Origin of the sequence: Nocardia sp. NPDC057440, assembly GCF_042802915.1 — a bacterium.
In the GTDB taxonomy this organism is placed as follows: Bacteria; Actinomycetota; Actinomycetes; order Mycobacteriales; family Mycobacteriaceae; genus Nocardia.
Genome location: NZ_JBHVDF010000014.1, coordinates 166,970 through 192,091, shown reverse-complemented (window position 1 = coordinate 192,091; position 25,122 = coordinate 166,970). Strand labels below are relative to the sequence as shown.

27 protein-coding genes and 1 pseudogene are annotated in these 25,122 nt (G+C 66.9%); 5 read left to right on the top strand and 23 right to left on the bottom strand.

Annotated elements, in window-relative coordinates; translation table 11 throughout:
* Positions 1-14: 14 nt before the first annotated feature.
* A complete protein-coding gene (rlmN, locus tag ACFU4Z_RS26735) occupies positions 15-1,124 on the bottom strand; it encodes a 23S rRNA (adenine(2503)-C(2))-methyltransferase RlmN (protein ID WP_379067678.1) in 1,110 nt (369 codons plus the stop codon).
* A 193-nt stretch (positions 1,125-1,317) separates the two neighbouring features.
* Here rlmN and ACFU4Z_RS26730 point away from each other — a divergent pair, with 193 nt between their 5' ends.
* Positions 1,318-1,656, top strand: coding sequence for a lipopolysaccharide assembly LapA domain-containing protein (locus tag ACFU4Z_RS26730; RefSeq protein ID WP_379067676.1), 339 nt, complete (start codon positions 1,318-1,320; stop codon positions 1,654-1,656).
* Between the two features lie 4 nt (positions 1,657-1,660).
* On the opposite strand, the gene ACFU4Z_RS26725 is transcribed toward ACFU4Z_RS26730, so the two are convergent.
* From ACFU4Z_RS26725 to rpsB, 6 genes are all read right to left on the bottom strand, one after another.
* Positions 1,661-2,602 (bottom strand): hypothetical protein, encoded by a 942-nt coding sequence (locus tag ACFU4Z_RS26725; RefSeq protein ID WP_379067674.1) that lies wholly within the window; start codon positions 2,600-2,602, stop codon positions 1,661-1,663.
* A 70-nt stretch (positions 2,603-2,672) separates the two neighbouring features.
* Positions 2,673-3,557 (bottom strand): phosphatidate cytidylyltransferase, encoded by an 885-nt coding sequence (locus ACFU4Z_RS26720; RefSeq protein WP_379067867.1) that lies wholly within the window; start codon positions 3,555-3,557, stop codon positions 2,673-2,675.
* Between the two features lie 212 nt (positions 3,558-3,769).
* Positions 3,770-4,327, bottom strand: a complete 558-nt coding sequence (gene frr / locus ACFU4Z_RS26715) for a ribosome recycling factor (protein WP_379067672.1) — start codon at positions 4,325-4,327, stop codon at positions 3,770-3,772.
* A 50-nt stretch (positions 4,328-4,377) separates the two neighbouring features.
* Positions 4,378-5,106, bottom strand: a complete 729-nt coding sequence (pyrH, locus tag ACFU4Z_RS26710; protein ID WP_379067670.1) for a UMP kinase — start codon at positions 5,104-5,106, stop codon at positions 4,378-4,380.
* A gap of 226 nt (positions 5,107-5,332) precedes the next feature.
* Entirely contained in the window at positions 5,333-6,157 is an 825-nt protein-coding gene (tsf, locus tag ACFU4Z_RS26705) for a translation elongation factor Ts (protein WP_379067668.1), read from the bottom strand.
* A 104-nt stretch (positions 6,158-6,261) separates the two neighbouring features.
* Positions 6,262-7,158, bottom strand: coding sequence for a 30S ribosomal protein S2 (gene rpsB, locus ACFU4Z_RS26700; RefSeq protein ID WP_379067666.1), 897 nt, complete (start codon positions 7,156-7,158; stop codon positions 6,262-6,264).
* Between the two features lie 388 nt (positions 7,159-7,546).
* On the opposite strand from rpsB, the gene ACFU4Z_RS26695 reads away from it, so the two are divergent.
* From ACFU4Z_RS26695 to ACFU4Z_RS26685, 3 genes are all read left to right on the top strand, one after another.
* Positions 7,547-7,942: a hypothetical protein gene (locus ACFU4Z_RS26695; RefSeq protein ID WP_379067664.1), complete on the top strand. Its 396-nt coding sequence runs from the start codon at positions 7,547-7,549 to the stop codon at positions 7,940-7,942.
* Positions 7,943-7,949: 7 nt separating this feature from the next.
* Positions 7,950-8,537 (top strand): M23 family metallopeptidase, encoded by a 588-nt coding sequence (locus ACFU4Z_RS26690; protein WP_379067662.1) that lies wholly within the window; start codon positions 7,950-7,952, stop codon positions 8,535-8,537.
* 89 nt (positions 8,538-8,626) lie between these two features.
* Positions 8,627-9,157 (top strand): DUF1990 domain-containing protein, encoded by a 531-nt coding sequence (locus ACFU4Z_RS26685; RefSeq protein WP_379067660.1) that lies wholly within the window; start codon positions 8,627-8,629, stop codon positions 9,155-9,157.
* Positions 9,158-9,264: 107 nt separating this feature from the next.
* On the opposite strand, the gene ACFU4Z_RS26680 is transcribed toward ACFU4Z_RS26685, so the two are convergent.
* From ACFU4Z_RS26680 to rplS, 14 genes are all read right to left on the bottom strand, one after another.
* The gene (locus tag ACFU4Z_RS26680; RefSeq protein ID WP_379067658.1) at positions 9,265-9,513 is read right to left on the bottom strand and encodes a hypothetical protein; all 249 of its coding nucleotides are present in this window, start codon (positions 9,511-9,513) and stop codon (positions 9,265-9,267) included.
* 114 nt (positions 9,514-9,627) lie between these two features.
* A complete protein-coding gene (locus ACFU4Z_RS26675; RefSeq protein ID WP_379067656.1) occupies positions 9,628-11,529 on the bottom strand; it encodes an alkyl/aryl-sulfatase in 1,902 nt (633 codons plus the stop codon).
* 45 nt (positions 11,530-11,574) lie between these two features.
* Complete coding sequence (locus ACFU4Z_RS26670) at positions 11,575-11,883, bottom strand: DUF202 domain-containing protein (protein WP_379067654.1); 309 nt, start codon at positions 11,881-11,883, stop codon at positions 11,575-11,577.
* Positions 11,880-12,245: a YidH family protein gene (locus ACFU4Z_RS26665; protein ID WP_379067652.1), complete on the bottom strand. Its 366-nt coding sequence runs from the start codon at positions 12,243-12,245 to the stop codon at positions 11,880-11,882. Before ACFU4Z_RS26665 ends, ACFU4Z_RS26670 begins: the two co-directional genes overlap by 4 nt.
* A complete protein-coding gene (locus tag ACFU4Z_RS26660) occupies positions 12,242-12,907 on the bottom strand; it encodes a DUF3159 domain-containing protein (protein ID WP_379067650.1) in 666 nt (221 codons plus the stop codon). Before ACFU4Z_RS26660 ends, ACFU4Z_RS26665 begins: the two co-directional genes overlap by 4 nt.
* A gap of 130 nt (positions 12,908-13,037) precedes the next feature.
* The gene (locus ACFU4Z_RS26655; RefSeq protein WP_379067648.1) at positions 13,038-13,766 is read right to left on the bottom strand and encodes an acetoacetate decarboxylase family protein; all 729 of its coding nucleotides are present in this window, start codon (positions 13,764-13,766) and stop codon (positions 13,038-13,040) included.
* Between the two features lie 198 nt (positions 13,767-13,964).
* Complete coding sequence (locus ACFU4Z_RS26650; RefSeq protein ID WP_379067646.1) at positions 13,965-14,885, bottom strand: tyrosine recombinase XerC; 921 nt, start codon at positions 14,883-14,885, stop codon at positions 13,965-13,967.
* A gap of 202 nt (positions 14,886-15,087) precedes the next feature.
* Positions 15,088-16,206 (bottom strand): DNA-processing protein DprA, encoded by a 1,119-nt coding sequence (gene dprA / locus ACFU4Z_RS26645; RefSeq protein WP_379067644.1) that lies wholly within the window; start codon positions 16,204-16,206, stop codon positions 15,088-15,090.
* Between the two features lie 341 nt (positions 16,207-16,547).
* A complete protein-coding gene (locus ACFU4Z_RS26640; RefSeq protein ID WP_379067642.1) occupies positions 16,548-18,056 on the bottom strand; it encodes a YifB family Mg chelatase-like AAA ATPase in 1,509 nt (502 codons plus the stop codon).
* Positions 18,056-18,412, bottom strand: coding sequence for a YraN family protein (locus ACFU4Z_RS26635; protein WP_379067640.1), 357 nt, complete (start codon positions 18,410-18,412; stop codon positions 18,056-18,058). Before ACFU4Z_RS26635 ends, ACFU4Z_RS26640 begins: the two co-directional genes overlap by 1 nt.
* 137 nt (positions 18,413-18,549) lie before the next feature.
* Entirely contained in the window at positions 18,550-18,855 is a 306-nt protein-coding gene (locus ACFU4Z_RS26630) for a DUF2469 domain-containing protein (RefSeq protein WP_011210678.1), read from the bottom strand.
* Positions 18,856-18,898: 43 nt separating this feature from the next.
* On the bottom strand, positions 18,899-19,708 hold the full coding sequence (locus tag ACFU4Z_RS26625; protein ID WP_379067638.1) for a ribonuclease HII: 810 nt from the start codon (positions 19,706-19,708) through the stop codon (positions 18,899-18,901).
* A 60-nt stretch (positions 19,709-19,768) separates the two neighbouring features.
* Positions 19,769-20,533, bottom strand: a complete 765-nt coding sequence (gene lepB / locus ACFU4Z_RS26620) for a signal peptidase I (RefSeq protein ID WP_379067636.1) — start codon at positions 20,531-20,533, stop codon at positions 19,769-19,771.
* Positions 20,534-20,675: 142 nt separating this feature from the next.
* On the bottom strand, positions 20,676-21,017 hold the full coding sequence (rplS, locus tag ACFU4Z_RS26615; protein WP_029893064.1) for a 50S ribosomal protein L19: 342 nt from the start codon (positions 21,015-21,017) through the stop codon (positions 20,676-20,678).
* A 413-nt stretch (positions 21,018-21,430) separates the two neighbouring features.
* Between rplS and ACFU4Z_RS26610 the strand changes: the two are divergent.
* Positions 21,431-21,603, top strand: a pseudogene (locus ACFU4Z_RS26610) (sigma factor); the annotation flags it as partial.
* Between the two features lie 147 nt (positions 21,604-21,750).
* Here the strand turns inward: ACFU4Z_RS26610 and ACFU4Z_RS26605 are convergent.
* On the bottom strand, positions 21,751-22,629 hold the full coding sequence (locus ACFU4Z_RS26605; protein WP_379067634.1) for a hypothetical protein: 879 nt from the start codon (positions 22,627-22,629) through the stop codon (positions 21,751-21,753).
* Positions 22,630-22,657: 28 nt separating this feature from the next.
* Entirely contained in the window at positions 22,658-25,105 is a 2,448-nt protein-coding gene (locus ACFU4Z_RS26600) for a Tex family protein (protein ID WP_379067632.1), read from the bottom strand.
* Positions 25,106-25,122 lie beyond the last annotated feature (17 nt).

Here is a 25,122-nt window from a genome sequence, read left to right as displayed (position 1 = left end):
TCACCGGGAAGGCCCTAGCCCTCCGCGGCCAACTGCCCGCACGCCGCGGCGATTTCTTGGCCACGGGTGTCGCGGACGGTGCAGGGGACGCCCTGCGCGTTGACGCGCCGAACAAATTCCTGCTCAACAGGTTTGGGGCTGGCGTCCCACTTGCTGCCGGGGGTCGGGTTCAAGGGGATCACGTTGACATGGACCCGGGAGCCCAGCGCCTTGTGCAGCTTCTGACCGAGCATGTCCGCGCGCCAGGGCTGGTCGTTGATATCGCGGATCAACGCGTACTCGATGGAGACCCGGCGGCCGCTCTTGTCGGCGTAGTAGCGGGCGGCGTCGAGGACCTCGGACACCGGCCAGCGGTTGTTCACCGGGACCAGGGTGTCGCGCAGCTCGTCGTCGGGGGTGTGCAGTGAGACAGCGAGGGTCACCGAGAGATCCTCGTCGGCAAGCTTGCGGATCGCAGGGGCCAGGCCGACGGTGGAGACCACCACGTTGCGCTGGGAGATGCCGAAGCCGTCGGGGGCGGGTGAGGTGATGCGGCGGACTGCGGCGACGACGCGCTTGTAGTTGGCCAACGGTTCGCCCATACCCATGAAGACGATGTTGGAGAGTCGACCGGGTCCACCCGCAACCTCGCCGTCGCGCATGGCGGCGGCCGCGGCGCGCACCTGGTCGACGATCTCGGCGGTGGACAGATTGCGGTTCAGGCCGCCCTGGCCGGTGGCGCAGAACGGGCAGGCCATGCCGCAACCCGCTTGGCTGGAGATGCAGAGGGTGGCGCGATCCGGGTAACGCATGAGGACGCTCTCGAGGAGGGTGCCGTCGCCTGCTCGCCACAAGGTCTTTCGCGTCTCACCCGCATCACACGCCACGTGCTTCACGACCGACATCAGCGGCGGGAAGAGTGCCTCGCCGATTTTCTCGCGCACCGGTGCGGGCAGATCCGTCATCTGCTCGGGGTCGGCTTGCAGGCGACCGTAGTACTGCCTGGCGATCTGGTCCGCTCGGAACTTCGGCAGTCCCAGTTCCTCGACCGCCGCGCGACGGCCGTCGGCATCGAGGTCGGCGAGGTGCCGAGGGGGCATACCACGGCGCGGAGCATCGAAGACAAGCGGAAGGGAGACGGTCATAGTTTCTCCAGTGTCCCATCCCCTCGGCGCGCTGCCGACCTAAGGTGACGATCGCGACGCCCGAGGCGACGAAGGTCACTGCTCGAGGCTCGGATCACAGTGCCGAAAGGCAGGCAGATTCCGATCCGGCGACATCCGGATCCCCCGCGCGCAAATACGTGCGCGGGTCATAGCGATCGGCAATGATCGGACCATGACGAGCCACGCCGAGGAGTCGTCCGAACCGCAGCCCGGTCGGCCGACTGAACCTGTTGTCCCTCCCACGCCGCCGAAGCCCGTCGCCAAGACTTTGCAGAAGTCCAGGACCGGAGACACCTGGATCGCTCTCATCGTCGCGGCCCTGATCGGCATACTGGTGCTGATCTTCATCCTGCAGAACCTCGAACAGCAACGGGTGGATCTGCTGTTCTGGAATTTCTCGCTGCCGGTCGGAATTCTGGTGCTCTTGTCGGCGATCGCGGGCGCTCTGGTGATGGCACTCGTCGGCGGCGTCCGCATCGTGCAGCTCAGGCGGGTTGCCAAGCGCCCGTGAGCGGCTAGTCGCCGACCATGCGCTCCAGCACCTCGTGGAACTCTTCGTCGACGACGATGGCCAGACCTTCGTCGTCGATCCGGGTGAGCTGGGTCCATCGTCCCCGACGCCACCAGAACACGTAGGGGCTGATCGCGCCGGGCTGGTCCGCGTATTCGGCTGCGGCGAATCCGGCCATGGCGTTCAGTGACGGGATCAGCTCCGGACCCTCGATGGCGTGGAAGGCGACCAGATGCCGGAAGGGCACCGCCACCAGCGCGCCGTCGTCGCCGAGCGGCGCACCGACGAGCTTCGCCACCAGTTCATCCAGCAGTAGCGCCCAGGATGCGGTCAGGTACGAGTCGCCCGCGACCACATCGAATCGCGTGCCGTCCTGGTCTTCGATGACATCGTGCTGCTCGATGGGCAACTCGCGCAGGTTGTCCATCGCCCGTGCTCGCAGCTGATCCAGATCGCCGAGGTCGGTCAGCGACTGCCACGGCAAGGTCTGGACGCTGTCGGGCAGATCGAGTGCGAGCGCCGCGTGCAGACCCGGAGCCAGCTCGGCGGCGTAGCCGTAGTCCCCGCCGGTGGCCAGTTGATGCTCGCCCGCCACTTTGGGATAGAGCAGCGACCACACCTCGGCGGTCGGCATCGCGGGCGTGTCGGGCGCCCCGTCGATGCCGCGCAGTACGAGGTCGACGTGGCGTTCGATCAGCGCGGGCCAGATCTCGGGACCTTCGGCGGCGTTGTGGCATGCGGCCGCGATGTTGTAGAGACCGAACTCGTTGCCCGAGTCATCGGTGACGTGTGTGCCGAAAACTGTTACCTCGAAGCCACGTTCGGCGAAGGCTCGGTACACCGTCTCGCGTAACCTGCCGCCCTCGCCTGCCGACAAGAACTCGAACTCGGCATCACGCGGCATATCTGCCGAATCACGCTGGGGCACATGACGAAACAATCCCACTGCAGCCACTCCGTCCGAAGATCAACGCGCCGAGCGTATCCGGACGCTCCCGGCACGCACGCGTCGGGCGTCAGAGGAACGTGGAAAGCACCAGCCAGGAAACGAAAGCCGAGGGCAGCATCGAATCGAGGCGGTCCATGATGCCGCCGTGGCCGGGCAGCAGGGTGCCCATGTCCTTGATGCCGAGTTCCCGCTTGATCTGCGACTCGATGAGGTCACCGACCGTCGCGACAAGGACGAGGCCGATGCCGAGCACCACACCGATCATCGAATTGGCATCCAGCAGCAGGGTGACCGTCAGCAGACCGCCGATGACGCTGAAGACCAGTGAGCCGCCGAAGCCTTCCCACGACTTCTTCGGGCTGATCGACGGCACCATCGGATGGCGGCCGAACAGCACGCCCGCCACGTAGCCGCCGACGTCGGAGCACACCACCAGGATCATGAAGGTCAGCACCCGCAGGTTGCCGTCCGGTTCCAGCAGCAGCAGGGTGGCGAAGGAGGCGAGCAGCGGGATCCACGCCAGGGTGAAGATCGCGATCGCGGTGTCGCGCAGGAAGTTTCGCGGCGCGGTCTGTAGTCCGTGATCGAAGAGCCGCCACACCATGCAGACCAGAGCGGTGGCGGCGAAGGCGCCCGCGACACCGCTGGCGCCCCACGGCCAGCCGAGCCAGAACACCGCCTGGCCGCCGAAGATCAGCGGGATCCTCGGCACCAGCACGTCGGCCTCGCGCAGCCGCTTGGCGACCTCCCAGGTGGCGACGCCGACGCCGGCGGCGGCAACTCCGATGAACACCTTCGGCACGAAGAGCAGGATCGCGATGAGCGATAAACCGAGGCCGAATCCGACGGCCAGCGCGGCGGGCAGGTTCCGGCCTGCCCGCGACTTCACCGCCGCCGGAACGGCCTCCGGAGTCGTCGCGTCGGCCGCACCGGCATCCTGGTCGATGGACACACCATCGGAGGCATTGTCGGCGGTCGCGGCGTCACGCACGTCCCCGTGCTTTGCATCAGGTGTGCCGTTCGCCGGCGGCGGCGTTCCGGCCGCACCGGTCGCGGCGCCGTTCTCGGCCACGATTGTCCCGTCGCTCACTCGTCGTTCCGTTCGTTCCCCGCCCGGGGCGGGCGCTCGGCTGTGTCCGATGACATCGGCATACGCCGAGGGCGTCAGACCTCGAGCAGTTCAGATTCCTTGTGCTTGACCAGCTCGTCGATCTGGCCGACGTACTTGGCGGTGGTCTTGTCGAGCTCCTTTTCGGCGCGCCCGACCTCGTCCTCACCCGCCTCGCCATCTTTCTGGATGCGCGACAGTTCGTCCATGGCCTTGCGGCGGACATTTCGGATCGACACCTTGGCGTCTTCACCCTTGCTCTTGGCCTGCTTGGCCAGTTCCCTGCGGCGCTCCTCGGTGAGCTGCGGGATCGAGATGCGGATGATGTCACCGTTGTTGGTCGGGTTCACCCCGAGGTCGGAATTGCGGATCGCGGTCTCGATCGGGCCCATCTGCGCCTGCTCATAGGGCTTGATCACCACCATCCGCGGCTCCGGCACCGTGATGCTCGACATCTGGGTGATCGGGGTCAGCGACCCGTAGTAGTCGACGACGATCCGGGAGAACATGCCCGGGTTCGCGCGACCGGTCCGGATGGAACCTAGATCGTCCTTCGCAACCGAGACAGCCTTCTCCATTTTCTCCTCGGCATCGAAGAGCGCTTCATCAATCACGACCGTTTCCTCCACAGCGTCGTCAGCGTCATGATCCGCAGGTCGCGGGGTCAGGACCGAACCAATGTGCCGATCTTCTCACCGGCGACCGCCCGGGCAATATTGCCCTTCGTCAATAAATTGAACACCAGGATGGGCATCTGGTTATCCATACACAAGCTGAAAGCCGTCGCGTCCGCGACCTTCAGATCACGCTCGATGACTTCCTTATGGGTGATCTCGGTGTACATGGTGGCGCTCGTGTCCACCCGAGGGTCGGCGGTGAATACCCCGTCGACCGCCTTCGCCATCAGCACCACATCGGCGCCGATCTCCAAGGCACGCTGGGCGGCGGTGGTGTCGGTGGAGAAATACGGCATGCCCATCCCCGCGCCGAAGATGACCACGCGCCCCTTCTCCAGATGCCGCTTGGCCCGCAACGGCAGGTACGGCTCGGCGACCTGACCCATGGTGATCGCGGTCTGCACCCGGGTGTCGACCCCCTGCTGCTGCAGAAAGTCTTGCAGCGCAAGGCTGTTCATCACGGTGCCGAGCATGCCCATGTAGTCCGAACGGGCCCGCTCCATACCGCGCTCCTCGAGCTCGGCGCCGCGAAAGAAGTTGCCGCCGCCGATAACCACGGCCACCTGAACACCGGAGCCGACAACCTCGGCGATCTGCTCGGCGACCGCCTGCACGACGTCGGGATCGAGCCCGACCTTGCCGCCGCCGAACATCTCCCCGCCTAGTTTGAGCAGCACCCGGCGATATCCTGGGCGGTCGATCCCCGGGTCCGTCATGGGTGTACTTCTCCTTCGGCGATGGATTCGGTCTCACGGCAAGCAGGTCGGCCGGACAGCAACGTAGAGCGAACCTATCCTGCCTTATTCGGATTCCCCGGCGGCAAAAGGCCCCCTCCGAACCGCCGGGCTCGCCCGGTCGGACCATGGAATCGGGGGCAAGCGAGCCCGGACAGCCGAAACCCCTCGCACACCGATGCGGAGCGCGAGGGGTCTCGAAGGGTGATCAGGCCTGTCCGACCTCGAAGCGGGCGAAGCGGGTCACGGTGACACCGGCCTCTTCCAGCAGGGCCTTGACGGTCTTCTTGGAGTCGGTGACCGACGACTGCTCGAGCAGCACGACATCCTTGAAGAAGCCGTTGACGCGGCCCTCGGTGATCTTCGGCAGCGCGGCCTCGGGCTTGCCCTCTTCGCGGGCGGTCTCCTCGGCGATGCGACGCTCGTTGTCCACGACCTCGGCCGGAACATCGTCGCGGGTCAAGTACTTGGCCTTGAGCGCGGCGACCTGCATGCCGACAGCACGCGCGGCCTCGGCGGCAGCATCGCCCTCGCCCTGGTACTCGACCAGCACGCCAACGGCGGGCGGCAGGTCGGTGGCCCGCTTGTGCAGGTAGGTGGCGACCGGGCCGTCGAAGGAAGCGACGCGACGCAGCTCGAGCTTCTCGCCGATCTTGGCGGCCAGCCCCTGCAGGGCGTCGTCGGCGGTCTGGCCACCGAGGTCGAGGGCCTTGAGTGCGTCCAGGTCGGCAGGCTTCGCGGCCGCGGCAGCGGTCACGATCTTGTCGGCAAGACCCTGGAACTCGTCGTTCTTGGCGACGAAGTCGGTCTCGGAGTTGATCTCGACCAGCACGCCGCCCTTGGCGGCGATCAGGCCTTCGGCGGTGGCGCGCTCGGCACGCTTGCCAACGTCCTTGGCGCCCTTGATGCGCAGCACCTCGACGGCCTTGTCGAAATCACCCTCGGTCTCGACCAGCGCGTTCTTGCAGTCCATCATCCCGGAGCCGGTGAGCTCCCGCAGCCGCTTCACGTCAGCGGCGGTGTAGTTCGCCATCGGTGGCGATCCTCCTGTGTGTTGTCAATGGGTGGTAACACCACCTTGCCGACCTCTCCCGTACAGGAAGAGGCCGGCAAGGTGAACAAAAGCCGTCGAGAGGCTCAGAAGTCGGCCGGAGTGGTGGCCGGCGGAACCTCGGCGACCGCGGCGTCAGCGGCGGTCTCGACCTCGGCAGGGGCCTCGGTCTCGGCAGCGGCAGGGGCCTCGGCCTCGGCAGCGGCGGGGGCAGCCTGCGCGAGCAGCTCCTGCTCCCACTCGGCGAGCGGCTCGCCCGCGCCGGCTTCCGGCTTGTCGTCACCGGAGGAGATGCCGGCCCGCGCCTGCACGCCCTCGGCCACCGCGGAGGCGACGACCTTGGTGAGCAGAGCGGCGGAACGGATCGCGTCGTCGTTACCCGGGATCGGGTAGTCGACCAGGTCGGGATCGCAGTTGGTGTCCAGGATCGCGATGACCGGGATGTTCAGCTTGCGGGCCTCGCCGACGGCGATGTGCTCCTTGTTGGTGTCGACGACCCAGATGGCCGAAGGCACCTTGGCCATGTCACGGATACCACCGAGGGTGCGCTCGAGCTTGTTCATCTCACGCGTGAGCATGAGGATTTCCTTCTTGGTGCGACCCTCGAAGCCACCGGTCTGCTCCATGGCCTCGAGCTCCTTGAGGCGCTGCAGGCGCTTGTGCACGGTGGAGAAGTTGGTGAGCATGCCACCCAGCCAGCGCTGGTTGACGTAGGGCATCCCGACCCGAGTCGCCTCGGCCGCGATCGACTCCTGGGCCTGCTTCTTGGTGCCGACGAAGAGAACGGTGCCACCGTGGGCGACGGTCTCCTTGACGAACTCGTAGGCCTTGTCGATGTAGGTCAGCGTCTGCTGCAGGTCGATGATGTAGATGCCGTTGCGGTCGGTGAAGATGAACCGCTTCATCTTCGGGTTCCAGCGTCGAGTCTGGTGTCCGAAGTGCGCGCCGCTATCGAGCAGCTGCTTCATTGTTACGACAGCCATAGCTCCCGTATCTCTCTTTCATTGCCGGTTGACGCAGCAGATCGGCGATCTACTGCCCTGGCGCCTCCGAATCGTCGGACCCGACCACGAAGATCAGGACCAGCCGACGATTCCCTGCTCCGCACATGCACTGCCGCGAACGGATTGAGCTCCGGTTCGAACAGCGCCGTTGCGAACAAGCACTGGGTAGCGCGCGAAGTCGGCCCATGCACGCACAGACCGCTCGATCAGTCTACGTCTTGGGCGGCCCACGGCTAAATCGGCCTCGAAGGAAGCTTCCTGCAGGGTTCCTGTGCAGGCGAAACGCGTGATCTCCACAGTTGCGAATGTTGTCCACAATCGGCGGATCGGGGTACTGCCGAGGAGGCGGGCGGATGAGGGTTGAGGAATGAATCGCATCAGCATTTTCCTGACAATGTTCATTCCACTGTTGTTCGCGGGCTCGCTGGTCATGGCGCCGAGCGCTGCCGCAGCGCCACCGGAATCGCCCTGGCCTGTTGGGCCTGTTTCCTCCGATATCCACGCCGCTTTGCCGCCACGCCCTGCGCCGAGCAGTTGGGAGGCCGGGCTCGCCGCTGGCACGGGCTCGATGGGCGGCGTCTTGGTTCAGCCGGTCCCCGGCCTGGGGACTTCGCCTGGCTTGTTGCGTCCCGATCCGTCGCGGTCGGGAGCTCTGCTCGGAGTCGGGACCGGTTCGGCGGGCGACTTGCCGCGAAGGGCCGGTGATCTGCTCCGGCTGCTGGATCTTGTCCGGCAGGTTCCGCTTCCGCTGCCTCCGCACTGAATCTCGGATGAATCGCATCAGCAGGGCGGGCACGGGTAGCGCGGGACAGTGCGCGCAAGCCGGTCGACGCGGCGGCGGGCGGCGGGCGGTGTTCGTCGTCATCGGGGTGGCCGCTCTGCTTGGTGCGGTGCAGCGGCCGGTCGCCGCGGCTCCGGCCGGGCAGTTCGGGTGGCCGTTGCAGCCGCGGCCACCGATCGAGAGGCGGTTCGACAAGCTCGAACACGATTGGTTACCCGGGCACCGCGGAGTCGATCTGGCAGGTATGGCCGGGCAGGTGGTGTTGGCGGCCGGGGACGGGATCGTCGTGTTCGCCGGGAAGGTTGCGGACAAGCCGGTGGTGTCGATCGACCATCCCGGTGGGTTGCGGACCACCTATGAGCCGGTCGAGGCAACGGTCTCGGTGGGAAGCCGGGTCGGGCGTGGGACGCCGATCGGGAAGCTGGAGGCCGGTCACGAGGGCTGCACCGCGGCGGCGTGCCTGCATTGGGGCGCCCGACGGGAGGCCGGCGGACGCAACCGGCGTGAGTATGTGGATCCGCTCGGGTTGTTGCATGCGGTTCCGCTTCGGCTCAAGCCTGTGCTCAACAATGGCTGAGCCGTCATCAACCAGCACCCAGCGGTTGACGACGGTGCGTTTGTCGACGATCGCTTCCGAACCTTGGTTCCGACGGCGAAGATCGACGTATGGACAACGCGCTCGGTGACCCTTCGTTCACCTACTCCGAGGTCGGTGCCACCAAGGGGCCGCTGCCGGATGGTTATCACCGTTTCCGGCTGCGGCGACGGATCGGGCACGGACGAACACTGTTCGAGCACGCGGGCGCGGAGATCCTGGCATATCGAATGCAGAAGGGCACCGGCATCTTTCGACAGGCGACCACACCGACCGCCCAGCCCGGCACTCGGCTGACAGTGCGACTGGGCTTCGGCCCCTTGGCAATAACGGCGCCCTGCCGCGTGGTGTACGTGCTCGACGAGTCCGACCGGCGCGGCTTCGCCTATGGCACGCTGCCCGGCCACCCGGAAATCGGCGAGGAACTCTTCGCCGTGGAGTACGACCCCGCCGATGACACCGTGTACGGGTTGGTTACCGCGTTCTCCCGCAATGCAGCCTGGTACGCGCGCATCGGCGGGCCGGTGGTCCGGCTCGTCCAGCGCTTCATCGCCGGCAAGTACATCGGCGCGCTACCGACCAAGGCGCCGACCGAGCGATAGTTGTAGGCGCTCGGTCGCAGCAGGGCGTCCAGCGCGGCGGCCGGGTACGCGCCTCGGCTGCACATCCATGCGCCGACCGGTCATGGTTGCCTCTCGAGTCGCCGTGGTTACAGCAGAGCGTCCAAGGTCGCGGCCTCGGCGCGCAGCGAGTCGCCATGGTCGGTGCGACCCAGGCTGTCGTATTCGTCTGCGGCGGTATGTCGGTCGGCGATTTCCACGCGGACGATCTGTTCGATATCGGCTTCGGTGAGGTCGCGGCGACGGGCCTCGGCGGCACCGAGGCCGACGGCGCTGTACTCGACGGTGCCTGCGCGGACGTCGACGGTGTCGATGGCCTCGGCATGACGGCTGCGCACCGCCCACTAACGACGTCACAGACCACTACTGAGCGACAGTCGTGCCTCGTACCCAGCGACCATCCCACCCCGCCACGAACGATGATCGCGCGGTTGAGGTGGCGTCGCTCGCGGTCACGGGGTGACGATGGCGAAGTTCGGGTCGGGATTGTCGATGACGCCCACGATGTCGGTGAGCTTGGTGGGGTCACCGCTCAGGCTGATGTCGCCTGCGGCGACGGCGGCGCCGAAATCCCCGCCCGCCACCAGGACCCGGATGAGGGTTGCGCGGGACAGGGTGAACGAGGCGGATGCGTCGGGCATGGTTACGCCGGTGGGCAGGTCGTAGTGGGTGAGCAGTCCGTTGCGCAACTCCAGGCGGTGGATCCGGTTCTCGTCGCTGATATGCCAGTCGATGACCGCACGCCGGTCCCATGCCCTCGGCCCGTTCACACGTAAAGCCATGACGTCGAAGATCTGCTCGACGGTCAACGCGGCGATGACGCTCGGCGAGTCGGGCTTGGTCGGGGTGCCGAAGGTGCCGTTGCGCAGTTCGTAGGCGCCGCTGAGGTAGAAGTTCCGCCAGGTGGCGTTTTCCGCGCCATAGCCGAGTTGTTCGAAGGTGTCGGCCTGCAAGGTCTTCGCGGCCGCATTGGTGGGATCGGCGAAGATGACGTAGTTGACCACCTGCGCGACCCAGCGGTAGTCGCCCGCATCGTAGGAAACCCGCGCCTTGCGCAGCACCTCCTCGGCACCGCCCATGAATTCCACATGGCGCTGAGCGGATTCGACCGGCGAGTGTTCCCAGAGATGGGCCGGATTGCCATCGAACCAGCCCATGTACCGCTGATAGATGGCCTTCACGTTGTGGCTGACCGAACCGTAGTACCCGCGCGTGTGCCAGGCATTCTCGATGGCCGGTGGCAGCGCGATCATCTCGGCGATCTCGTTGCCGACATAACCCTGGTTCAGTAGCCGCAGCGTCTGATCGTGCAGGTAACCGTACAGATCACGTTGCAGCGCAAGGAATTCCACGAGGCGCTCAGTGCCCCAGGTCGGCCAGTGATGCGAGGCGAACACGACATCGGAATCGCGGGCGAACATGTTGATCGCCTCGGTGAGGTACTTCGCCCAGATGTGCGGATCACGCACCAGCGCACCGCGCAGGGTGAGCAGATTGTGCAGTGTGTGGGTGGCGTTTTCGGCCATGCACAGCGCCCGATGATCGGGGAAGTAGAAGTTCATTTCGGCGGGCGCCTCGGTGCCCGGAGTCATCTGGAAGACGATCCGAACTCCGTCGACTGCCTCCTCCTGACCGGTGGCGATGATGTCGATGGTGGGTGGGATCAGGGTCACGGTGCCGAGGGAGGTGGTCTGGCCGAGTCCGGCGCCGACCTGTCCGAGCGGACCGCGCGGCAGCGCGGCACCATACATGTAGGCAGCCCGGCGCGCCATGGCGGTGCCCGCGTAGACATTCTCGGCCACCGCGTGCTCCAGGAATCCGGCGGGAGCCACCACTGGACAACGCCCTGCCGCAACATCTTCGGTGGTCGTCACGCCGAGCGCGCCGCCGAAATGGTCGGCGTGGGAGTGGGTGTAGATGAGCCCGGTCACCGGCCGGTCACCGCGATGCGTGCGATACAGCGCCAGCCCGGCGGCGGCGGTTTCCGCGGAGATCAGCGGATCGATGACGATCACACCGGTGTCGCCTTCGACCAGTGTCATGTTCGACAGATCGAGGCCGCGGATCTGGTAGATCCCCTCGGTGACTTCGTATAGACCCTGCCTGATGACCAACCCGGACTGCCGCCACAGGCTCGGATTGACCGAGGCGGGGCACGGCTCACGCAGGAAGCCATAGGAGTCGTTGTCCCACACCACAGTTCCGTCCGAGGTAGTGACCACACCCGGCTCCAGCGCCGCGATGAACCCGCGATCGACATCCGCGAGATCGGCCGTGTCCGCGAGTGGTAGCGCCGCGGCCGCGCGCCGCTGCTCGGCGATGATGAAGTCGCTCGGCTCTGTTGCTGCGCTCATATTCATCCTCCTGTGTGGTTGCGGAATCACCTGGGCCGGAACGCATTAGGATTGCGGATCCGTCATCTCGATCGCCGCCGCTACACAGGCGACGGCCACGACCGCCAGCGCCGTCGCGGCGACAACGCCTTTCCCGTGACCGAAGCGACCTTCGTGCAGACTGCGATTGCGGGAGTAGCAGACCCCCGCCAGCACGGCCAGCGTGATGGCCGCACCGAGCGGTGCGATTGCGGCCGCGCGCCAGCCATTGGTCGCCGCATGATTGAGGAACAACGCGGCGATGACCATCGCGGCGATCGCGGTGCGCCGCCATGCCAATGCGGTGCGCTCCACGGCAAGGCTCGCCGAGCTCATCGCAGCAACACCGCCACACACGCCAGCACCGACACCAGCGCGATGCCCACCGACAGAATCGGCACCATGATGGTGACGGGCAGCGGATCGCCGCGGCGCATCGCGGCGCCGACGCGTCGCCAGTGTGTATACGCGCCGATCGCGATGATCACCGCGAGCACGATGCAGCTCAGCGCGATCGCTCGTCGAAACCCGGACATCCGGAACGGCTGGACCAGAGTGTGCACGGCGACACCGCCTGCGAGCAGACCGAGCGAGGTGCGTATCCAGGCCAGAAAGGTGCGCTCGTTCGCGAGAGTGAAGCGGTAGTCGATTTCCTCTTCATCGTCGCCGGACTCTTCGGCCGGGCTCGGTAGCGTCACGCCGCCTCGGCTCGGCTGGTCGGCTCACCCGATTTCTCGCGGACCCACAGCCAGGTAACGGCGAGCATGACGACCAGCGCGGGTTTGCCGAGGATGAGAGCAACAGTGCTGTCGGCCAGGTAGAGCGGCAACATCACCAAGACGTGCGCCGCCCAGAATACGAACCAGGCCACTGTGATTCGCCGATGCAGTCGCAGCCGCGTGGCCGGATCGGCGAGCACGGCGGGCTCGAGCCGGATCCGGCGGCAGATGGTGTAGCTGAGGGGCTTGCCGGTGAGCAGGGTCGCACCGAACAGCACGGTCATCACCACGCACAGCGCGACTTCGGGGAGGTAGAAGCCGCGACCCTGGCCCGTGATGTCGACGAACAACGAGAACACCAGGATGACCAGCACCGACACCGCGACGACACGCACCGAATCGCCGTGGACGAGCCGGACGGCGGCCAGGGCGACAACGATCAGAATGGCGACGAAAACACCGACCTCAGCACCGGCGACGGAATAGCCGAGAAGAAACCCGCTGGCGGGCGCCGCGCCATCGAGGAGGTGCCTGGGACCGTGTATCGCCCGGAACTTCCCCCACATCTCGGCGTCGACACCGTGATGCTCCTCCAGCTCACGAGGTCTTTCTGCGGTGCGATGCCGATCGTCGGGGTTCACGGGCGCCACTCCATCTCTGGTCAGGTTTCGTGCCGTAAGCAAACAATCCGCAACGTCAGCGTAACCGTCACCAGGATGACCGTCCACGAACCTCGCTGCGCGACAGCGAACCCGGGACGGCTCGATTGCCTCACACGGGCACGGCGTCCTGGAAGGTCATGGCGAGGTGATCGACGACAGAAGTCATGAGCGCACGCTTGGGCAATCCCACCGAGCTCAGCTCGGCCGCCCAGGCATGGTCGCCGAGGGTGAGGTCGGCCCCGCCTACACGGGCGCGCATGCCGACAGGTGCCATTTGCCACGGTGTGCAGCGCGTGACGCCGTCGATGTGCGAGTAGGCGTCGAACGACGTTGCGGTATTGCGCCACGAAGGCAGCGCGATGCCAGGACGGACCGCCAGGTCGACGACGAGCTTGCCGTCCTGGTGCAGCACACCGCGGCGCGAACCACTGTCGCGATGCACGGTGAAGTCGGCGAGTTCCTTAGGGAATCCCCAGATTCCGCGGCCTGCCGCGAGGGTGAACTCGCCGTCGACAGGGAGCCGGTGGATGAAGACACCGGCGCCACCGGTCAGCACGGCACGCAGGTCACCGAACCGGGTGGTGGCGGCGCGATGGTGACGGACCATGAAGGAGACGCCGAATTCGTTGTAGGGGCCGAGATCGCCGTCGAGGTAGTCGACGAAGACGAGCGTGCAGACGGCACGGCCGCCGGGCAGGCGCAGGATATCCAGACCCGAGTAGTCGATGAGCCGCTGCGCGGCGTCGGCGGGCACCGCGTAGGTAGTCATGAAGGTGCGCGCAAGCCGGATCCGCACCGGCATGTGGATGTCTTTGCCGAGAATGGTGTGAGTGGTCATCAACGCACCAGCTCGCACGAGCCGGTACCGGCTCCCGGACATGGGGCGACCGGCTGCCGATCACCCGATGATGCGGCGTCCACGAATCCTCCAAAACTAGAACTCGTGTCAGAATAGCGGCTTTCAATGTCTACGACATGGCTTCCAAGCATAAGAACACGTTCCAGAAAAGATCGCCGTTGATGGGGGCGCGGCAGCCTAGGCCCGCGGATGAGCTTGGTCGTGCACCTTCTTCAGCCGCTCGATGGAAACGTGTGTGTACAACTGGGTCGTGGCCATGCTGGCGTGGCCGAGCAGTTCCTGCACCACCCGCAGGTCGGCGCCGCCCTCCAGCAGATGCGTGGCAGCCGAATGACGCAACCCATGCGGACCCATGTCGGGCGCGCCGGGTATCGCCGAAACCACCTCGTGCACAACAGTTCTGGCCTGGCGCTGATCGAGGCGCTTGCCGCGGCGGCCCAGCAGCAGCGCACGCCCCGAGTCCGTGGTGGCCAACGCAGGCCGGCCGTACCGCAGCCAATTCCCGATGGCGTCGTCGGCAGGCACACCGAACGGCACCGATCGTTCCTTGTTTCCCTTGCCCAGGACCCGGACCAGATGTCGCTCCCGATCGATGTCGTCGATGTCGAGCCCGCACAGCTCGCTCACTCGAATCCCGGTCGAGTACAACAGCTCCACGATCAGCCGATCGCGCAGCGCCATGGGATCACGTTGCACGGCACCGGATTCCGCCGCGTCCATGGCCGCGACGGCCTGCTGGGCGCCGAGCACCGCAGGCAGCACCCGATGCGCCTTCGGCGACCCCAGCCGCAACCCCGGATCGGTTTCCAACCGGCCGGTGCTGGTCAGCCAGGCGGTGAAGGTCCGAGCCGACGACGCGCGCCGTGCCATCGTCGTGCGCGCGACGCCCGCACTCGCCTGTTGCGCGAGCCAGGATCGCAGCAATGCCAGATCCAGTTCCCGCACCGCGGAATCCGCCGACCGCTCATACAGATGCGCCAACAGCGACCGCGCATCACCCAGATAAGCACGCGCGGTATGCGCCGACCGGTTCCGCCCGAGCCGCAGGTGCCGTCCGAACTCCCCCAGCAACGCCTCGAGATCCTCCGGCAACTCCATCCACCCACCGTCGCCCGCATCAGCCCGCTTGGCAAGCCAGCGCGCCGATCGGCACCCGGTCACCCCTCCCCTCGAGCGACCGAACCGTCGCCCGGTCCAACTCCATTCAGCCCACCGAGTGGCCCCCGGCGGACCCCTCGCCCTCATTGCTCTACGAGTGACACGTGGTAGCGAGGCCTATTCGATATTTGCCTTTGAGCCCTCAAGATTTCGGTGGCCTTGCTATTCGGTACCAGCCGTTTCCATCCGTGCCGACCAGCCCCGACAGCTCGAGTGCTGGTAGGACGGCCCGGACGATGGCCAGTGCCAGACCGGACTGGTCGGCGAGGTCTCGTGGTAGGCGGGAACCGATCTTCGGTAGGGCGGCGAAGACCGCGGATTCGGCGCCGGACAGACGATCTCCCGGATCAGGTCGCCGATCGGTCGACAGGGATAGTCGCAGCGGGCCTGCCTCGTCGATCACCTCCTCGGAGCGGGTGACGAGTACCGCCTCTCCTTCTCGGATCATCCGATGGCAGCCGATGGAGGACGCGGAGGTGATCGGGCCGGGGACCGCCAATGCCGGGCGGCCGAGGCGGCGAGCCCATTTCGCGGTATTGCGAGAGCCGCTGCGCAGACCCGCTTCCACCACGAGAACGCCATCGGCCAATGCGGCGATCAGACGATTGCGAGCCAGAAACTGGTGCTTGTGCGCGACCGTGCCAGGCGGATATTCGCTGACAACCAGTCCGCACTCGGCGATCTCCGCGAGCAGCCGGGCGTGCTGAGCCGGGTACGGCCGGTCGACGCCACAGGCGAGAACCGCGATAGTCGCACCACCGACCGCCAGCGCTGCGCGGTGCGCCATACCGTCGATCCCGAACGCCGCACCCGACACGATCGTCCACCCCTGTGCCGCGAGGTCGCCGGCGATCTCCCCGGTGACACGATCGCCGTAGCCACTACTACATCGAGCTCCGACCACCGCCAGCGCACGCTCACTCGACTCCAACAGCGAGCGCGGCCCACGCACCCACAACGCCAGCGGCGCCGCACCATCCCGGTCGCGCCCAGGGTCGAGCTGACTCAGCCCCAACATCCGCCAGGCAGGCCACTCCGGATCATCGGGTGTCACCAACCGCCCACCGATCCGGTGCATCAGATCCAAATCCTTTGCGGCACTGTCAATTCCACGCCGCTGCTCGGTCGGCCCCCGCAATGACTCCGGCAGCGCGCACCCCCGCACAGCATGCGCCGCCTCGACCGCCCCCACGGACTCGATCAATGCCGACAGTGCCGCACAAGGCCCCTGGACGACCCGAGACAAATAGGCCCAAGCCAACCTCCGCTCCTCGACCTCGCCACCGCGCGCGCCCCCGACAACAGCCCACACAGCCCCGCTCTCACCCCCACTCACGACCGACGGCCCCGAATACTCCTGCCCAGGGCCGATCGACGTCCCCCCGCCGCCCACCCTCGGCTCGGCACCGGACGCGTCATATCGTCCACCAACCAGCACCGCACTCTGCGCCACAACCACGCCGCAACCTGAATCCCCTGACACACAGGCGGCCCCCGAACCCTCGACTGCCGCCTCATCACCACCCACAGCCACCGGACCGGACGTAGATGTCTCGCCTCGGCCACCGCGCACACCCGGCGGCTCGCCCGCCATCACCTCGCTCACTGTGCGCCGCGCTGGCGAAAGTTCAATGCGGACATGACGTCTTGGGCGGTAGGTTGGCCGGCGCCGCGCAGGTCGCTGATGGTCCACGCGACTCGCATGGCGCGATCCGCGCCGCGGGCGGACAGTCGGCCGAGACGTAGGGCGGCTTCTACCGGGGCCACCGCCTCGCGCGGTAGGCGGAATTGCTGGCGTAGTACGTGCCCGGGGACTTCGGCATTGGTGGCCCAGCCGTATTCGCGCCATCGTTGCGCAGCCACTCCGCGGGCCGCGGCCACGCGGTCACGGACGGTGGCACTGCTTTCGGCGGCCTCGGTGCTGAAGCCTGCCCCGACGTGACCGTGCATCTGCACCCAGATGTCGATGCGGTCCATCAGCGGACCGGAGAGTTTGCCGAGGTATCTGCGGCGTGCGAGGGGAGCGCAGATGCAGTCGATGTCGCGGGCCGGTGCGCACGGGCACGGGTTCGCCGCGAGGATGAGCTGGAAGCGGGCCGGATAGCGGGCGACGCCGTCGCGGCGAGCGATGCGCACTTCGCCTTCCTCCAGCGGAGTTCGCATCGCTTCGAGCACCTTCGTGCCGATCTCGGCGCATTCGTCGAGGAACAGCACACCGCGATGGGCGCGGCTCACCGCGCCGGGCCGGGCCGAGCCCGAGCCGCCGCCGATCATCGCGGCCGCCGAGGTGGAGTGGTGGGGTGCGACGAAGGGTGGCATCGTGATCAATGGCTGGTCGCAGGACAGCGCGCCCGCCACCGAGTGGATGGCCGTCACTTCGAGTGCCTCGGTTTCCGACAGTGGCGGCAGCAGGCTCGGAAGGCGTTGCGCCAGCATTGTTTTACCGATGCCAGGTGGACCGGTCAGCAAGAGGTGGTGGCCACCTGCCGCGGCTACCTCCAACGCCCACCTGGCTTCTTCCTGGCCGACGACTTCGCTCAGATCGCCACCGGAACGTACGACATCGGGCAGCACACCGTCTGGCTCTGCCAGCGTCCCTTCACCGCGCAGCCACGCGACGAGGGTGCGCAGGCTTGCCGCTCCGTACACCGTGATCCCATCCACCAAACCCGCCTCGGCCATGGCGGATTCGGGCACGATCACCGTCTGCCTGCCCGCGTTGCGTGCGGCGATCACCGCAGGCAGGATGCCCCGCACCCCTCGAACCCGACCGTCGAGCGCGAGTTCACCGAGCAGGACGGTCTTTGCGAGCCGCTCCGACGGGATCACACCCGCCGCATCCAAAACGGCTGTGGCCAAGGCAATGTCGTACACACTGCCGACCTTCGGCAGGGTCGCGGGTGACAACGCCAGGATGACGCGGCCGTCGGGCCACTTCTCTCCCGAGTTGGCGACGGCGGAGCGCACCCGGTCGCGGGATTCCTGCAGCGCGGTGTCCGGCAGCCCGACCAGATGCACCGAGGGCAGCCCCTGTCCGATATCCGCCTCGATCTCTACCAGCAGGCCGTCCACCCCGGTCACGGCGACGGAATGCGCTCTGCCCAGAGCCATCAGAAGACCGCCTTCAGATGGTCGATGACGGGGCCGTGCTCGCGAGTCACCAACACCGACACGACATCGAACCGAATGTGTCGCCACGGGCCGTCTTGTTCGGCGAGCCAGATCAGGGCCAGCCGCCGGATCCGCTGCCGTTTGGTGAAGGTGACCGCTTCCGCGGGTGTGCCGAACTGCAGTCCGGATCGGGTCTTCACTTCGATGAAGGCGGTGATGCGAGCGTCCTGGGCGATCAGATCGAGTTCGCCGTACCTGCATCGCCAGTTCCTGCCGACGATTTCCATCCCGGCGGCCTGCAGGAACCGTGCCGCCAGTTCTTCCCCGTGCGCGCCGAGCGCCTGTTTATCAGTCACCGAGCCAGCGTGCGCCGAGCCGTCCCCGGCGCCGCCGAGCCGACCTGCGCGCACTGCGTCCCTGTTGATAGCCGCTCAGCTGTGGACAACCTCGCGCGATATCGGCTGGTCCGGCCCCGGACGGTCAGTGCGACGTGCTACTCGGGCAGGCGCAGGTCCGGCTTCTCCAGCTCTTCGATATTGACGTCCTTGAAGGTGATCACTCGAACGTGCTTCACGAAGCGGGCGGGTCGGTACATGTCCCAGACCCACGCGTCGCTCATACGCACCTCGAAGTACACCTCGCCGTCGGCGTTCTGCGGCCGCAGCTCTACGGAGTTGGCCAGGTAGAAGCGGCGCTCGGTCTCCACCACGTACGAGAACTGACCGACGATGTCCTTGTACTCGCGATATAGCGAGAGCTCCATCTCGGTTTCGTACTTCTCGAGGTCCTCGGCACTCATCGGGTGGGACGTCCTCCTTCTCGCCGCACTGCGTGTGCTGACATCATCGCGCATGGGCAGCGTCGGTAGCCACTCGGCTATCCCCACCCAAGGCCTGGGGAACTTCGGAAGCCATGTCGCCGCCGCCGGCAGCGAGCACCGCATCGGCGTACGCAGGCGCGCTGACGGCGGGGCGAAGGCCGGCGGCCTCGCGCACATTGCGCCACGACCGCCGGTGCTCGTTGCTCGGTCCGAGCCGCTCGAGCGCGGCCGTGTGCTCGGGCGTGTTGTAACCCTTGTGCGCCGCGAAACCGTACCCGGGTAGTCGCTCGTCCAGTTCGACCATCATTCGGTCCCTGGTGACTTTGGCCAGGATGCTCGCCGCCGCGATGCAGGCCGCGGCGGCATCGCCGCCGATCACCGGAAGTGACGGCACCGGAATGCCCGGCACCCGGAATCCGTCGGTCAGCACGTATCCGGGCGTCTGCCCGAGCCCGGCGACGGCCCGGCGCATGCCCTCGATATTGGCGACGTGGATGCCGATCGAGTCGATCTCCCAAGCCGGGATGACAACGACCTTCCACGCCAGCGCCAGCCGGGTGATCACCGGATAGAGCTCCTCGCGCACCGGCTCAGCGAGCTTCTTGGAATCGTCGAGCCCGGCCAGCTTGTCGTAGGCCTTGGGCGCGAGCAGGCACGCGGCGACCACCAGCGGTCCCGCGCACGGCCCGCGGCCCGCCTCGTCGACGCCGGCGACCGGACCGAGTCCGCTGCGGATCAATGCCGCCTCGAGCGTGCGCAATCCACCTGCCCGGCGCATCACGACACGCGGCGGCCAACCATTGGTCGGCGTCCCGCCGTTAGCCTGTGCCACTCGACCTTGCCCCACCGTTCAATTATCCTGCGGCCGCGCGAATCGCCTCGCCTCGGCCCGTCAATTCGTCTGGGGATCCTCAGCGCGCACCGGACCGATCCGTCCGGGCGGCCAGATCTTGAACACGGCCTTGCCACGGATGTTGTCCACCGGGACGGTGCCCTGCAGCTCGTCGGCAACGTGGGCGCGCGAGTCGGAGGAATGGTTGCGGTTGTCGCCCATCACCCACACATTGCCGTCCGGCACCTTGATCGGGCCGAACACCCGGCCCGAAGGGTAGGTCGCGTTCTGCTGGCCGGGCACCCAGGCGAAGTCGCTCTTGACGTACGGCTCGTCCAACGGCTTTCCGTCCACCAGGATGCGTCCCTGGGCATCACAGCACTGCACGGTCTGACCGCCGACCGCGATCACCCGCTTCACCAGATCGTTCTCATCCGGCGGCACCAACCCGAAGAAGGAGAAGAAGTTCTGCACACCGCGGACAACGGTATTGCCCGAGCGGATCGACTGGTATCGGGTGTTCCAGGACGGCGGACCGACGAACACCACGACATCGCCCGGCGTCGGATCGCCCCAGTAGTAACTCAGCTTCTCCACATAGATGCGGTCGCCGGTGCAACCGCTGCAGCCGTGCAGCGTGGGCTCCATCGACTCCGACGGGATCACATACGGCCGCCCGACGAAACTGACCGTCAAGGCCGCGATCACCGCCGCGATCACGATGAGGATCGGTAGCTCCTGCCAGAACGGGCGCTGCTTTTTCTTGGCGCGCCGCTTACCGCGGCGGCGACCCGATCCTTCGTCGTCCGACTCCGAAACCGTCATCGACCCACTTTCGTCTGCCACGCGGAACAGATTAGCCCGGCATCGCGACGAACCGCGTAGTGCCGGGCTAACCGAGTATTCAATTCGATTCGCGGCTAACTGCGACCGCGAACCCGCCGTGCCGAGGGCCCGGTGGAAAGATTCAGCGCTTTTCCTTGATCTTGGCAGCCTTGCCACGCAGATCGCGCAGGTAGTACAGCTTGGCGCGGCGAACGTCACCGCGGGTCACGACCTCGATGTGGTCGATGTTCGGGGTGTGCACCGGGAAGGTGCGCTCCACGCCGACACCGAACGACACCTTGCGGACGGTGAAGGTCTCGCGGATGCCACCGCCCTGGCGCCGAATAACGACGCCCTTGAAGACCTGGATGCGCTCCTTCGAGCCTTCGATGACCTTCACGTGCACATTGAGGGTGTCACCCGGCCGGAAGTCGGGGACGTCGCTGCGCAGCGACTTTTCGTCGACGAAGTCAAGGGTGTTCATGTCCATCCTTCTGATGTTTGCGCGAACAGAGGACCCTGGCGGCACTGCACGTGCTCGACCGGTTCATGCTCCGAATAAGGGGGTGCACCGGGTCGACAAACACCCAGGGCAACCTGAGCATTGTGCCAGATCAGCGGGTCGCGACGAAAATCGGCCCCTGCTGGCGGCTGTTCGGTGCACCGTCGACAACGAAATCGGACCGCGGTCTCCGGAGCTGCCGCCGTCGATCTTACTCGCCGGCGCAGCGCAGCAATATCGCCGCCCGAAGTGCCCAGGAGGCGAGGCGCAGGCCGGCGAAACCGAGCGGTGCCAGCCGGGCCTTCGGCTCGTCGCCCACCGCGATGCGCGAGGCGGCAGCGCCGCCGTAAACGAAGGTCAGGCCCGCGTAAGCCCATTCCTCGGCGCGCGGTTCGCTGACCGAGGCCGACGATGCGGTGCAGGAAGCCTGGCTGCGGCTGGGCCGCGTCATCCCGGTGGAATCGACAATCTCGGTGGCTGGCTGACCACAGCGGTCAGCCGGGTGTGCCTGGACATGTTGCGCGCCCGCAAGTCCCGCCGCGAGGACGCCTTCGAGACCCATCCGCCCTGTTGTCGGACCCGGCCCGCCTGCCCCGCCTCGACACCATCTCCCAGGACAACCAGTAGATCCGAACGCGGCCTCGGCGGGCGGCGTCTGACCGCGACACAGCGCCGACGGTCGCCGTGGTGCGCCGCCCACTCGTCGTGACAGCGCTCAGCGAGGGGTGTCGTGCTCCGATGACCACGGGAGGTGGTGGCGGTGGGGATGGTGCGGTGCAGGCGGGGCGGGGACGACCGTTCTGGTCAGCTCCGCCTCGGCGGCGGTACGGACGTGCTCTACGTCGGGTTTGCCCGCTATCAGGTCTTGCACGAAGATCTTGGCTCGGATCATCGGGCGTCGATAACGCCGTTCTCGCACGATCGATCGGTACATCATCCGGCGTCGGTCGCCATAGCGCCAGCGTGCCCACGGCGCGCCCGGCCTGCTCAGCCGGAACGCACCGACGAAGAGCAACGGCAGGAAGAACATGCCGAACAGGCCGGTCCAGATCTTGCCCTTGGCAATGACGATGGCCGCGAGCGCCAGGTTCACCACCGAGAACGCGACGACGAAGACCCGCATCTCGATGCTGGGATCGCGGCGAAAGTCGTTGATGTCCAACAACCACAGCGGGTGGAAGCCGAGCAGGAGCAGCCCGGTCACCGCCAGCGCGACGAACACCGCGTCCACCGAGGTGCGGCCCTGCTCCTCCCAGTACACGTCGCGCAGGTAGAAGATCAGCGCGAATTCGTCGAGGGTCAGGGCCGCACCGACGCCGAAGGCGGCCGCGAGCAGGCTTGCGGTGAGCGTGTCCGCGTTCTGGTACATGGTGACCATCCCGATGCCCGACAGCAGCACCAGGATGACCCCGAACACCATGTGGTGGATGTGCACCCCACCGGAGCGCAGATTGCCCGGCCACCAGCGCACCCGCTTACGGATCAGCCGGACACTGAGCCTGATCAACAGGAACCCGACGATGAACCCGAGCAAAAAGCACAGCAGCGGAAGTCTGCCCTGCGCGATCACATCGTCTTCGAGCCACCGTCGCATGGCCGCCTACATACCTCCGCCTGTGGTCCTACTGTCCGAAACCGGCCCGGCGCAGGGCATCGGCCATCGAGCCGGTCGGCGCGGGCGCGTTTCGGCGCTGGTTGCCACCCTGCCCCTGGTTGCCACCCTGCCCCTGGCCACGGCCCTGTCCCTGCGACCGACCCTGACCATTCTGCCGCTGTCCACCGGCGGCGGACCCGCCACGGCCGGGACTACCAGGACCGCGCTCGCCCTGACCACGGCCGCGACCCTCACCGCGCTCGCCCTTGACCGGGGTGCCAGGCTCGTCGTCCAGGCGCAATGACAGCCCGATGCGCTGGCGTGCGACATCGACCTCCAGCACCTTCACCTTGACCACGTCACCGGACTTGACCACCTCGCGCGGGTCCTTGACGAAGTTGTGCGACATCGCCGACACGTGCACGAGACCGTCCTGGTGCACGCCGACATCGACGAACGCGCCGAACGCGGCCACATTGGTGACCACGCCCTCCAGCACCATGCCCGGCTTCAGATCCGCGACCTTCTCCACACCCGCCGCGAATTCGGCTGTCTTGAACTCGGGGCGCGGGTCACGGCCGGGCTTCTCGAGCTCGGCGATGATGTCGGTGACGGTGGGCACGCCGAACTTCTCGTCGGTGAACTCGGCGGCCCGCAGCGCGCGCAGCGTCCCGGTGTTACCGATCAGTTCGGTGACGCCCTTACCGGTCGATTCCAGGATGCGCCGGACCACCGGGTACGCCTCGGGGTGCACCGCGGAGGTGTCGAGCGGGTCCTCGCCGCCGCGGATGCGCAGGAAGCCCGCGCACTGTTCGAACGCCTTCGGCCCGAGCCGCGGCACCTCGAGCAGCGCGGTGCGGCTGCGGAACGGGCCGTTCTGATCCCGGTGCGCCACAATGCTTTCCGCGACCGAACCGGCAATGCCGGAAACGCGCGCCAACAGCGGCACCGACGCGGTGTTGACGTCGACGCCGACCGCGTTCACCGCGTCCTCGACCACCGCGCCCAGCGAGCGGGCCAGCAGGGTCTCGGACACGTCGTGCTGGTACTGACCGACGCCGATGGACTTCGGGTCGATCTTCACCAGTTCCGCGAGCGGGTCCTGCAGGCGGCGCGCGATCGACACCGCACCGCGCAGCGACACGTCCATATCCGGTAGTTCCTGCGTGGCGTAGGCCGAGGCGGAGTAGACCGAGGCGCCCGCCTCGGACACCACGATCTTGGTCGGCTTGTTCTCCGGAATTCGCGAAATCAGTTCGACGGCGAGCGCATCCGTCTCGCGGGAGGCGGTGCCGTTGCCGATGGCGATCAGCTCGATGCCGAACCGGGCGACCAGCGCACCCAGCACGGCGAGCGATTTCTCGGTCTGGCCTTGCGGCTTGTGCGGGTAGATGACCTCGGTGGCGACAGCCTTTCCGGTGGCGTCGACGACGGCGACCTTCACACCGGTGCGGTAGCCAGGATCGAGGCCCATGGTGGTCCTGGTGCCCGCGGGCGCGGCGAGCAGCAGGTCGCGCAGGTTGGCGGCGAACACGTCGACGGCATCCTTCTCAGCCGCCTGTCGCAACCGCATCCTGGTGTCGATGCCAAGGCTCACTTGCAGTTTGGTGCGCCATGCCCAGCGCACGGTGTCCAGCAGCCAGCTGTCGGCCGCGCGACCGCGGTCGGCGATATCGAACTGCACGGCGATGCGGCCCTCGAAGATGCTGCGCTCGCCCGGCGCGAGTTCCTCGGTGTCCGGCTCCAGCTGCAGCGAAAGCACGTCTTCCTTCTCGCCGCGCAGCAGCGCGAGAATCCGGTGCGAGGGCAGCTTGGTGAACGGCTCGCTGAACTCGAAGTAGTCGGCGAACTTGGCGCCCGCCTCCTCCTTGCCCGGGCGCACCGCCGAGCTGATCTGACCGCGGTTCCACATCAGCTCACGCAGCTCACCGACCAGGTCGGCGTCCTCGGCGAATCGTTCGACCAGGATGGCGCGGGCGCCGTCGAGCTGCTCGGCGGTGTACTGGGCGGGATCGGTGCCGGGATCGGTGATCAGCGCGTCGGCGACCGGTTCGTGGCCCGCCTCGCGCGCGATCTGCGCCTTGGTGCGGCGCTTCGGCTTGAACGGCAGGTAGATGTCCTCGAGCCTGGCCTTGGTCTCGGCGAGCATGATCTGCTGGTGCAGTGCGGGCTCGAGCTTGCCCTGACTTCGGATCGACTCGACGATCGCGGCCCGGCGCTCATCGAGTTCGCGCAGGTAGTGCAGGCGTTCGTCGAGCTGGCGCAGCTGCGCATCGTCGAGACCGCCGGTCACCTCCTTGCGGTAACGCGCGATGAAGGGCACGGTCGAGCCTGCGTCGATCAGCTCGACGGCCGCGCGGACCTGGCTCTCGCGCACCGCCAGCTCGTCGGCGATGCGACGGTTGACGCTGGCTTGGTTCGCACTGTCGGAACTGGGGCTGGACTCTGCACTGGCGGTCTCGGGCGCTGTCGTCACGTCCGCAGACACTACCG